Annotated in this window: 10 protein-coding genes and 2 pseudogenes; 4 read left to right on the top strand and 8 right to left on the bottom strand. The window is 74.7% G+C overall.

The window, feature by feature from the left end:
- Nucleotides 1-3: 3 nt before the first annotated feature.
- Nucleotides 4-921, bottom strand: a complete 918-nt coding sequence (locus tag GEV43_RS34460; protein ID WP_160824999.1) for a carbohydrate kinase family protein — start codon at nt 919-921, stop codon at nt 4-6.
- 72 nt (nt 922-993) lie between these two features.
- On the opposite strand from GEV43_RS34460, the gene GEV43_RS34465 reads away from it, so the two are divergent.
- Nucleotides 994-1638 (top strand): class II aldolase/adducin family protein, encoded by a 645-nt coding sequence (locus GEV43_RS34465; RefSeq protein WP_160825000.1) that lies wholly within the window; start codon nt 994-996, stop codon nt 1636-1638.
- A 36-nt stretch (nt 1639-1674) separates the two neighbouring features.
- On the top strand, nt 1675-2991 hold the full coding sequence (locus GEV43_RS55415) for an enoyl-CoA hydratase (protein WP_309240083.1): 1317 nt from the start codon (nt 1675-1677) through the stop codon (nt 2989-2991).
- 39 nt (nt 2992-3030) lie between these two features.
- Here the strand turns inward: GEV43_RS55415 and GEV43_RS34480 are convergent.
- Nucleotides 3031-4034 (bottom strand): annotated as a pseudogene (locus tag GEV43_RS34480) (ADP-ribosylglycohydrolase family protein).
- Nucleotides 4035-4039: 5 nt separating this feature from the next.
- Entirely contained in the window at nt 4040-4873 is an 834-nt protein-coding gene (locus GEV43_RS34485) for an AraC family transcriptional regulator (RefSeq protein ID WP_160825001.1), read from the bottom strand.
- A 103-nt stretch (nt 4874-4976) separates the two neighbouring features.
- On the opposite strand from GEV43_RS34485, the gene GEV43_RS34490 reads away from it, so the two are divergent.
- Nucleotides 4977-5384: a DUF2000 domain-containing protein gene (locus GEV43_RS34490; RefSeq protein ID WP_160825002.1), complete on the top strand. Its 408-nt coding sequence runs from the start codon at nt 4977-4979 to the stop codon at nt 5382-5384.
- Between the two features lie 48 nt (nt 5385-5432).
- On the opposite strand, the gene GEV43_RS34495 is transcribed toward GEV43_RS34490, so the two are convergent.
- From GEV43_RS34495 to GEV43_RS51865, 5 genes and pseudogenes are all read right to left on the bottom strand, one after another.
- The gene (locus GEV43_RS34495; protein ID WP_241684137.1) at nt 5433-6437 is read right to left on the bottom strand and encodes an acyl-CoA dehydrogenase family protein; all 1005 of its coding nucleotides are present in this window, start codon (nt 6435-6437) and stop codon (nt 5433-5435) included.
- 243 nt (nt 6438-6680) lie between these two features.
- A complete protein-coding gene (locus GEV43_RS34500; RefSeq protein ID WP_160825003.1) occupies nt 6681-6914 on the bottom strand; it encodes a hypothetical protein in 234 nt (77 codons plus the stop codon).
- A 76-nt stretch (nt 6915-6990) separates the two neighbouring features.
- The gene (gene sbnB, locus GEV43_RS34505; protein ID WP_160825004.1) at nt 6991-8016 is read right to left on the bottom strand and encodes a 2,3-diaminopropionate biosynthesis protein SbnB; all 1026 of its coding nucleotides are present in this window, start codon (nt 8014-8016) and stop codon (nt 6991-6993) included.
- A gap of 20 nt (nt 8017-8036) precedes the next feature.
- Complete coding sequence (locus GEV43_RS51860) at nt 8037-8375, bottom strand: hypothetical protein (RefSeq protein ID WP_241684138.1); 339 nt, start codon at nt 8373-8375, stop codon at nt 8037-8039.
- A 68-nt stretch (nt 8376-8443) separates the two neighbouring features.
- A pseudogene (locus GEV43_RS51865) lies at nt 8444-9178 on the bottom strand (pyridoxal-phosphate dependent enzyme); the annotation flags it as partial.
- A gap of 143 nt (nt 9179-9321) precedes the next feature.
- Between GEV43_RS51865 and GEV43_RS34515 the strand changes: the two are divergent.
- Nucleotides 9322-10872 (top strand): amino acid adenylation domain-containing protein, encoded by a 1551-nt coding sequence (locus GEV43_RS34515; RefSeq protein ID WP_160825005.1) that lies wholly within the window; start codon nt 9322-9324, stop codon nt 10870-10872.
- The last annotated feature ends 54 nt before the right edge of the window (nt 10873-10926 follow it).

The raw sequence follows: 10926 nt of genomic DNA on the forward strand, positions 1-10926 counted from the left end.
CGGTCAGTCCAGGAGAGCGAGGATCGCGGGGAGGTCGGTGAGGCCGGCGTCCGAGCCGAGGCCCTGGGCGACCGTCGCGGCGGCGGCCGTGCCCCAGCGGGCGCTCTCGTGGACGTCCTCGCCGCGCACGAGGCCGGTGATGAAGCCCGCGCAGTACGCGTCGCCGCAGCCGGTCGTGTCGACCACGTTCACGTCGATCGCAGGGATCCGCCGCACCGCGCCGTCCGTCGCCATCACCGACCCCGCCGCGCCGACCGTGACGACCGCGGTCCGGGGGCCGCGCTCCAGGAGGGCGAGGGCGGCCTTCTCCGGGTCGTCCTCGCCGGTCATGATCGCGGCCTGCTCCTCGTTCGGCAGGACGTGGTCGACGTAGGGCAGGAACGCGCCCGCCGCCGCGACCAGGTCGGGCAGGTTGGACAGCAGGTCCATGGTGACCGCGGTGCCGCCCGCCCGCGCCGCCGCGAGCGCCTCGAAGAACGCCGGGTCGTTCAGCCCGAACGTGACGTCCGGGCCGCCGAGGTGCACGACGTCCGCCGCCGCGAGCAGGCCCGGGTCCACCGCGGCCGGCGTGAGCGTGAGGTTGGCGCCCGGCACGTGGAAGGAGGGCCGGCCGCCGTCCGGGCGGATCGGCAGGATCGACGCGCTGGTCTGGTCGCCGGTGCGGCGGACGAGCCCGGTGGCGTCCACGCCGTTGCGCGTCAGGATCGCCACCAGCAGGTCGCCGAGGTCGTCGTCGCCGATCGCGCCGACCGAGACGACCTCGTTGCCGAGCCGGGCGAGCGCGACCGCCGTGCCCGCCGCCGCGCCGGCCGCCGTCACGCGGATCCGGTCGACGACGACGGTGTCCTGGCCGGCCGGGATCGCCTCGACGGGGCGGGCGAGCACGTCGAGGATGTGGGCTCCGAGCGCGACCACGGCCATGGCCGTACCCCCTCTTGATCGGCAGGGCCGTAGCGTACGCCCTGAGGCCCGTTGAACGTGAGAGGTATTCGCATGCTCCTGGAGAACGAGCGCGCCGCGCTCTGCGGGACCGGCCGCAAACTGGTGGAGAACGGCCTGGTGACGGGCGCGTCCGGCAACATCAGCGTCCGCTCGGGCGAGCTGGTGGCCGTCACGCCGGGCGGCGTCATGCTCGACCGGATGTCCCCGGCCGACTGCCCGGTCGTCACCATGGACGGCCGGCTCGCCGACGGCGGGCGCGCGCCGTCGTCCGAGACCCCGATGCACCTCGCCGTCTACGGGGCGGGCGACGCGGCGGCGATCGTGCACACCCACTCCACCTACGGGACGGTCGTCGCGAGCACCATGGCCGAGCTGCCGCCGATCCACTACAACATCCTGCTGCTCGGCGGGTCGGTGAAGGTCGCGGAGTACGCCACGTACGGCACCGAGGAGCTCGCCGCCAACGTGCGCGCGGCGCTCGCGGGCGGCCGGCGCGCCGCGCTGATGGCCAACCACGGCGGCGTCGCGCTCGGCGGCGACCTCGACGAGGCGTACGAGAACGCCCGCCTCCTCGAATGGCTCTGCGGCGTCTACGTCCGCGCCCGGATGATCGGCGAGCCGGCGGTGCTCACCCCGGAGCAGCTCGCCCAGGTGATCGAGCGCGGCCTCACCCCGCCCGAGTGGCCGCCCGTGTAACCTAGCGCTTGTTAGGTCGAACGAGAGGGTGCCCGCATGTCCTTCGTCCTGATCGGCAGGCCACGGCCGCACGTCACGCAGATCACGCTCAACCGCCCCGAGCGGATGAACGCGATGGCCTTCGACGTCATGGTGCCGTTCCGCGAGGCGCTGGAGGAGGTCGGCCGCGACAACGACACCCGCGTCGTCGTCGTCACCGGCGCGGGCCGCGGCTTCTGCTCGGGCGCCGACCTGGAGTCGCCGGGCCGCATCCCCGGCATCGAGGGCCTCACCGTCTCCACGATCGCGCTGCGCTCCATGGAGCTGCTGGACGACGTCATCACGGCGATGCGCCGCCTCCACCAGCCGGTCATCGCCGCCGTCAACGGCCCCGCGATCGGCGGCGGGCTGTGCCTCAGCCTCGCCGCCGACATCCGCCTCGCCGCCGAGGGCGCGTACTTCCGCGCGGCGGGCATCAACAACGGCCTCACCGCGAGCGAGCTCGGCCTCAGCTACCTGCTGCCGCGGGCGATCGGCTCCTCGCGCGCGTTCGAGATCATGCTGTCCGGCCGCGACGTGGACGCCGCCGAGGCCGAGCGGATCGGGCTGGTGTCGCGCGCCGTCCCGGGCGGCAAGCTCCTGGACGAGTGCTGCGACCTGGCCGAGCGCATCGCCGGGTTCAGCCGCCCCGGCGTCGAGCTGACCAAGCGGATGCTCTGGTCCGGCCTGGACGCGGGCAGCCTCGCGGCCCACATGGACCACGAGGGGCTGGGGCAGCTCTACGTCCGCCTCACCACCCGCAACTTCGAGGAGGCCATCGAGGCCCGCAAGCAGAACCGCCCCCGGTCTTCGGCGACTGAGCGCGCCGCGCCGGTGCGCCGCCGCGCCGCCGTGCGGCCGTCCCGCGCCGGGGGTGGTGGCGCGGGCGGCGGGCCGTGGCAGGCTGCGGCCGTGCCCAGGCTCTCCCCGGACGACGCGCGGCGGCGGCTCATGACGGTCCCGGTCGTACGGCTCGCGACCGCCGACGAGCACGGGCGCCCGCACCTGGTGCCCGTCACGTTCACCGTCCACCGGGGCAGCGTCTACACGGCCGTGGACCACAAGCCGAAGAGCACCCGCGACCTGCGGCGGCTCGCCAACGTCCGCGCCAACCCCCACGTGAGCCTGCTCGCCGACCACTACGAGGACGACTGGGACCGGCTCTGGTGGGTCCGCGTGGACGGCAGCGCGCGCCTGATCGAGGACGCGGCCGGGATGGCGGAGCCGGTCCGGCTGCTGCGCGCCCGCTACCCGCAGTACCGCGACCGCGTCCCCGAGGGCCCCGTCATCGCCGTCACGATCGACCGCTGGACGGGCTGGACGGCGTCCGCCTGAACCCGCGCGGGCGGCGCGGGCGGACGCCGCGGGCGGACGTCAGTCCCAGGCGGCGCCGACGCGCGCGAGGTGGTCGGCGTACTCGATCCGTTCGCGCCACGCGGGCGGCCAGGCGTCCATGCCGAGGCGGGCGCCCGCGAACGAGCCCGCCAGGCACGCGATGGAGTCGGAGTCGCCGGAGCTGGCCGCGCCGCGCCAGATCGCCGACACCGGGTCGTCCGGGAAGAGCAGGAAGCAGAGGAGCCCGGTCATCAGGGCCTCCTCGGCGATCCAGCCCGCGCCCGTCTGGAGGCACGGGTCGGAGTCGCGGTCGGGACGGGCGAGGGCGGCGTCGAGGCGGTCGAGCGCCCGCAGGCACTCGTCCCAGCCGCGCGCGATGAACGCCTCGGGGGAGTCGATGGCGGGCCGCTGCCACAGCGCGCCGAGCCAGCGCTCGTGGTAGGTGGTGCGTTCGGCGTGGCAGTGGTCGCGCAGCGCGGCCGGCAGGTCGGACGGGGCCATGCCCTCGCGCAGCCACCAGACGGCGTACGCGGTGAGCTCGCTGGCGGCGAGGCCGGTCGGATGGCCGTGCGTCATGGCCGCCTGGAGCTGCGCGGCGCCCGAGCGCTGCTCCGCGCTGAGGCCGGGAGCGAGGCCGACGGGGGCCACGCGCATGTTGGCCCCGCAGCCCTTGGAGCCGTGCTGCGTCGCCTCGACCCACGGCACGCCGCCCGACAGCCCCCGGCAGGCGCGCAGGCAGGTGTTGCCCGGCGCGCGGTTGTTGTCGGGGCTGTGCAGCCAGTCGACGAAGCGCCGCCGCCACATCGGCGTGACCAGGTCGGGGGTGAACGGGGGTTGGCCAGGGCGTCCAGCAGGCCGTCCGCGACGGCGAGCGCCATCTGCGTGTCGTCGGTGACGAGGGCCGGGTCGCCGGTGAGGTCGCGGGGGCCGTCGAGGCCGTTGCGCCGGACGATCTGCTTCATGGTGAGGAACTCGGTCGGCGCTCCGAGCGCGTCCCCGTACGCCAGCCCGAAGATCGCCCCGCTCGCCCGCTGTGTCGCCATCCGCCCTATTGTTCCGCATGCGCGCGGCGGAACGCGCCCGGCGTGACCCCGAAGTACCGCACGAACCAGCGGGTCAGGTGGCTCTGGTCCGCGAAGCCCGTCCCGGCCGCGACGTCCCCGATCGGCTCGCCCGAGGCGAGCAGGGCGCGCGCGGCGCGCAGCCGGAGCTGGCGCTGGTAGTCGCTCGGCGACATGCCGTGCGCCTTCTGGAACGCCCGGTACAGCGCGAAGCGGCTGCACCCGGCCGCGCGCGCCAGCTCGTCGGCCGGGACGTCGTCCAGCGGGGCGTCGTGGAGCCGCCGCCGGGCCCGTTCGGCGATCCGCGCCGTGGCGGCGGGCGCCGCCGGACGGACCGGCGCGGTCGCCGCCCGCCGCACCATCGACCCGACCGTGGCCGTCAGCAGCTCGTCGCGCCGCAGCGCGGGGGCGCCGCCGAGCAGCGCGGCGTGCAGGGCCCGCAGGTTGCGGGCGAGGACGGGGTCGTCCAGCACGGGCGCGTCGAAGAGGGGCAGGGCGGCGCGCCGGTCCGCGATGTCGGCGAGGACGCCGGAGACCAGGTCCGGGCCGAGGTGGACGATCCGGTAGGTGAACCCGAGCGCGTCGGCGGCGTGCCCGTCGTGCGGGTCGTCCGGGTTGAACGCGATCACCATCCCGGCGGCGCTGGTGTGCGCGGCGCCCCGGCAGGTGAACGCCTGGTGCCCGTCCTCGGTGACGCCGAACGAGTAGGTCTCGTGGCTGTGCCGGTGGTAGACGTGCCGCTCGAAATGGGCGTGCATCGCCTCCAGCGCCCCGTCGTCCGACCGCCAGTACCGGGCCCAGTCGCCCGTCCCGTCCCGCATCGTCCCAGGTTACGGCGTACGGCCGCCGCGCCGGGCCCGCGGGCTTCGGGGGCGCGCACGAGCGTTCAAGACGGCCGGGGGCGGGCGGCGGCAGGGTGCGGGGATGCGTTTCGACACCAAGATCGGGATCGTGGTCCGCTCCGACCTGGCCGCCTGGCAGCGGCTCAACGTGACCGCGTTCCTCGCCAGCGCCGTCGCCGGGGTGGACGGCATCCTCGGCGAGCCGTACGAGGACGGCTCCGGCAACCGCTACCTCCCGATGTTCGGGCAGCCCGTCCTGGTCTACGAGGCGGACGCCGAGGGGCTCGCCCGCGTGCACGCGCGGGGCCTGGCGCGCGGCGCGGACATGGCCGTCTACATCGAGGAGATGTTCAAGACCGGCAACGACGTGGACAACCGCGCCGCCGTCCGCGCCGTGGACGCCGAGGGCATGCCCCTCGTCGGGCTGGCCGTCCACGGCCCGAGGAACGGGATCGACAAGATGCTCAAGGGCCTCCGCCTCCACCCGTGAGCCGCACCCGGGGCCGGGAGCCGTCCCGGGCGCGGGGCTCGGCGCGGCTCAGGCGGGGACGATCCCGGCCAGGGCGGCGAGGCGTTCGCGGTGGACGTCCGGGGCGCCGAAGAGCTGCCGGGACCCGTGGGCGCGCTTGAAGTACAGGTGCGCGTCGTGCTCCCACGTGAAGCCGATCCCGCCGTGGATCTGGATGCCCTCGCCCGCGACGCCGGCGTAGGCGTCCGAGCAGTACGCCTTGGCGAGCGCGGCGGCGGCCGGGAGCTCCCCGGGGGCCTCGTCGGCGACCGCCGCCGCGTTCAGCACCGCCGAGCGCGCCGACTCCACCTGCACGAACATGTCGGCGCAGCGGTGCTTGACCGCCTGGAACGACCCGATCGGGCGGCCGAACTGGCGCCGCACCTTGGCGTACTCCACGGTCATGTCGAGGGTCCGCTGCGCCCCGCCGAGCTGCTCGGCGGCGAGCGCGACGGCCGCGACGTCGTAGGCCCGCTGCACGGCGTCCGCCGCGTCGCCCGCGATCCGCCGCGCGGGGACGTCGGTGAGGACCAGGCGCGCGAGCCTGCGGGTCTGGTCGACGGTGGGCAGTACGGTCCGCGCGAGAGCGCCCGACTCCGCCGCCGCGTCCGCGTCCACCGCGAACAGCGCCGTCTCCCCGCCGTACGGCACGGCCGCGAGGACGAGGCCCGCGACGTGGCCGTCCAGGACGTAGGTCTCGGCGCCGCTGAGCGTCCACGCGCCGCCCTCCTCGCGGGCGGTGAGCGACGCGCCGTCCACGAGCGTCGCGATCGTCTCGCCGGACGCGATGCCCGGCAGCAGGTCGCGGCGGGCCCCGCCGTCGCCGCACGCGGACAGGGCGGTCGCGGCCAGAGCGACGGTCGCGAGGTAGGGGGAGCACACCAGGGCGCGGCCCATCTCCTCGAAGACGACCGCCAGCTCCCGCACCCCGAACCCGGCCCCGCCGTGCTCCTCGGGGACCGCCAGGCCCTGGAGCCCGAGCTCGCCCGCCATCCGCGCCCAGACGGCCGGGTCGTACCCCTCCGGGGTCTCCATCAGCCGCCGCACCTCGGCGCTCGGGACCGGTCGGCGAAGAACCGGCGCAGCGTCGCGCGCAGCTCCCGCTGCTCCTCGGTGTGGGCGAGCTCCATCCGCGGCCTCCCGGGGTCCGACCGTCACGTGCACCGCACCCTACCAAGCGGATGCTTGGTAGGGATTGTGCCGTACGGGCCCCGGGCCGCCAAGGCCGGGGCCCGTACGGCGGGCGGGTCCGCGCGAGCCGGGCGCGGGAGCGGCCGGTCAGGGGGCCCAGTCGTGCGGGCCGAGCGTGTAGCCGTCCGCGGTGGAGTGCAGGTGGTTCGCCGAGACCAGGTGGGAGAGCGCCGCCCAGATCTCCTCCTCCGGGCGGTCGATCTGCGCCGTGAGCGTCCCGATGTCGGCCGCGCCCCCGGCCTTGTCGATCTCGGCGACCGCCTCGTACACCGCCAGCTCGAAGTCGGACAGTTCCTGGACGTCGCCGCGTTCCTCGGTCATGTGACGGGCCTTCCCGTTCCGCGCCGGTTCAATGACGTCGGCGGAACGGGACGCGCGGCGGCCCCCGGGGCGGGGGTCAGCCGTAGCGCTTGAGCTCGTGGAAGAAGCCGGGCACCGTGCGCAGCTCGCCGGACGCGGTGACCTGGTCGTACACGTAGCGGGCCACGGCGAGGTCGAGGACGCCGAGGCCGAACGGGGAGAAGATCACCGGCCGGTCGGCGGGCGGGGCCGCGGCGCCGGTGAGGACGTCGTAGAGCGTGCCGGCGACGAAGTCGCGGCCGCCGGTCAGCTGCTCGGCGAGGTGCGGGGAGGTGTTCGCCTTCAGGCAGTGCTCGACGTCGTCCACCACGTTGTACGCCGACAGGATGATCTCGGGGGAGAGGTCGCGCAGCGAGACGTGCAGGACGAGCGGGGCGTGGTCGAACCACCGGGGGTCGGTGACGTGCGGCTCGCCCGCGACGGTCGCGAAGACGACCAGGTCGGACGAGCGGATCAGGTCCTCGGCCTTGTCGTGGATCGTGAACTCGCCCGGCCCGGTCCGCCGCAGGTATCCGGTGAAGCCCTCGGCGTGCTCGTGCGACAGGTCGTGGACGCCGACCGCGTCGAACGCGAACCCGTTCCCGACGAGGTAGGCGTGGATGTAGCGGGCGATCAGGCCGGCGCCGACGAACCCGACCCGGCGGGGCCGCGCGCCGCGCCGGTCGGCGAGCGCCGCGGCGGCGAGCGCGGCGGACGCGGCGGTCCGTGCGGCGCTGATGATCGAGCTCTCCAGGCAGGCGAACGGGTAGCCGGTCTCGGCGTCGTTCAGGATGAGCACGGCCGAGGCGCGCGGGAGGCCGTTGGCCACGTTGCCGGGGAAGCTGGAGATCCACTTGATCCCGTGCACGTCCACGTCGCCCTGGACGGAGGCGGGCAGCGCGATGATCCGGTCGGACGGCCGGTCGGGGAAGCGCAGGAAGTAGGAGTCGGGGTTGACCGTGCGCCCCTCGCCGTGCAGCCGGTACGCGGCCTCCACCATCCGGGTGACCTGCTCCTCGCGGCCGCCGATGGCCGCGTGGACCTGCTCGCCGGAGATGACGGCGAAGGCTGGGGGCTCGGACATGTTCCGCGACTCCTTGATGATCAGACGCCGAGGATATCGGCGCCGGGCTGGCCGAGCTCGGCGGTGAGCTCGGAGAAGTGCTCGCGCAGCCACGACTCGTCGTAGATGGAGTCGAGGTAGCGCTCGCCGAGATCGGGGGCGATCGCCGCCGCGACGGGCCGTTCGCCGGGGTACTTCTCGGCGAGCCAGCGGGCCGCGCCCGACACGACCGTGCCGGTGGACCCGCCGAACAGGAACCCGCGCGACGCGAGCGCGTGCACGGTGCGGATCGTGTCGGTCTCCGGGACGTGCACCACGTCGTCGACGTACGACTCGTCGACCAGCCCGGGGCGGCTGCTCGTGCCGAGGCCCGGCACCATGCGCCGCTCGGGATGCCGCCGAACGTCACGGAGCCGACCGCGTCGATCGCCACGATCGTGACCGGCCGGCCGCGCTCGCGGAAGTAGCGCGCGCAGCCCATCAGGGTGCCCGTCGTGCCCGCCCCGACGAACAGGACCTCCAGGTCGGGGAACTGCCGGTCGATCGCGGGCGCGGTGCCGCGGTAGTGCGCGATCCAGTTGTTGTCGTTGGCGTACTGGTTGAGCCAGACGTACCCGGCGCCCGACTCGCACAGGCCCCGGACGTACCGGATGCGGCTGTCGAGGTAGCCGCCGTTGGCGTCCTGCCGGGAGATCACCCGCACCTCGGCGCCGAGCGCCCGCATCACCCGCACCGAGGCGGGGTTGCAGCGCGGGTCGGTGACGCACACGAACCGGTAGCCGCGGCTCGCCGCGATCAGGCTGAGCGCGATGCCGAGGTTGCCGGAGGAGGACTCGACGATGGTCGAGCCCGGGGCGAGCGCGCCGTCCCGCTCGGCCGCCTCCACCATCGCGGCGGCGGCCTTGAGTTTCACCGAGCCGGCGAAGTTGAATCCCTCGCATTTGAGGTAGAGCGGAATGTCGAGTACCGGCTTCAGATCCACGTAAAGGTCGTCGACGTTAAAGTCCTGCGGCGAGGTGATGAGGGGCACGCTGCCACCCTTAAATGCATGACAATTGACGGTGACGGGGGAAGTGGATGGTGATCCTCGCGCAATTAATGGCCGTTCCCCGCCTTCCCCCGAAGTTCGCCGCGGGGCAGGTGTGACGCGACCGTGGCGGAGCATCACCGTACCTTCGGGCATGGCACCCCGCAACCCCCGACTTACCCACGAGTAGGGTCTAATGCGTGTAATCCGCCGCGCTTCTGGCCGGGCCCGGACATAAGCTATGGGCCCCGCTCATTTGGTGATGACGGTAGAGAAGTCCTACAGCACGGAGAGTAAACATGAATGCTCGCGGTCCCGCCGCCGACCGGCTGCCCGGCCCGGACGGGCTCCCCGCGCTCGCGGTCACGGCCGCCGAGGCCGCGCGCGCCCGCGAGCTCGCCGTCCGGCACGGCATGGTCCACGAGCACCCCGTCGACCTGCGCGAACCCGTCATCGCGACGGTCGAGCGGACCGCCGCCGAGCGGGACCGCCCCGCCGTCGCCGACCGCGCCCGCGCCCTGTCGTACGCCGAGCTCGCCGGGGAGGCCCGCCGCCTCGCGACGCTGCTGGAGGAGTCGGGCGTCACGCCCGGCACGGTCGTCGGCGTCGGCGGCGAGCGCTGCGCCGCGGTGATCGCCGCGTTCCTCGCGATCGAGCTGGTCGGGGCGCTGTACGTCCCGGCGGACGAGACCTGGCCGGCCGCGCGCGTCCGCGACGTCCTCGCGCAGGCGGGCGCGCCCGTGCTGCTCGCCGTGGACGCCGGCGCGACCGCGCCCGCCCTGCTGGAGGGCGCCGCCGCCGCGGGCTGCCGCGTCGTGCGCGCCGAGGCCGCCGCGCGGTGCGCGCCGTGGCGCGGCGAGCCCAGGCTGGAGAGCCTCGACCAGCCCCGGTACGTGCTGTTCACCTCGGGGTCCACCGGCCGCCCGAAGGGCGCGGTGGTGGAGCACCAGGGGATGGTCAACCACCTGTACGCCAAGATCCTGGATCTGGGGCTGACCGGCGCCGACGCCGTCGCGCAGACCGCCCCGCTCGGCTTCGACATCTCGGTCTGGCAGATGCTCGCGCCGCTGCTCGTCGGCGGGCGGGTGGACGTGGTCGGCGACGACGTCGGGCACGACTCGCACGCGTTCGCCCGCGCGGTGGACGAGCGCGGCATCACGGTGGTCGAGCTGGTCCCGACCATGGTCAGGCACCTGCTGGACGATCTGGCGGACGCGCCCGCGGGCTCCCTCGGCGGGCTGCGGTGGATGATCGCGACGGGGGAGGAGCTGCCCGCCGAGCTGTCGCGCCGCTGGCTGGCCGCGATGCCGCACGCCCGGCTGCTCAACGCCTACGGGCCGACCGAGTGCTCCGACGACGTGACGCACCACACCGTCACCGCCGCCGACCTGGAGCTGCTGCGGCTGCCGATCGGCACGCCCGTCGCCAACACCGCCCTCTACGTGCTCAGGCAGGACGAGGACGGCTCGTGGACGGCCTGCGACGCGGGCGAGACGGGCGAGCTGTTCGTCGGCGGCGTGTGCGTCGGGCGCGGCTACCTGGGCGATCTCGAACGGACGCGGGCCGCGTTCTACCGCGACCCGTTCGCCGCCACCCCGACCGGCCGGCTGTACCGGACGGGCGACGCGGTCCGGCTGCTGCCGGCCGGCGCGGGCGGCGAGGACCGGCCGACCCTCCAGTACCTCGGCCGGGTGGACCGGCAGGTCAAGATCTCGGGCGTGCGGATGGAGCTGGGCGAGATCGAGGCCGTGCTCCAGCGGCACCCGGCCGTCGGCGCGGCGGCGGTCGTGGTGCACGAGTACCCCGCCTCGCCCGGCCGCCGCGGTGAGGACTCCGTTAACCGTCCGTAACCGGGCCGCCGCGCATCGGTCGCCGACCGTTGTCACATGACGAGCGTCCGATGC

It is taken from the genome of Actinomadura sp. J1-007 (assembly GCF_009793335.1).
Classification (GTDB): Bacteria; Actinomycetota; Actinomycetes; order Streptosporangiales; family Streptosporangiaceae; genus Spirillospora; species Spirillospora yumaensis.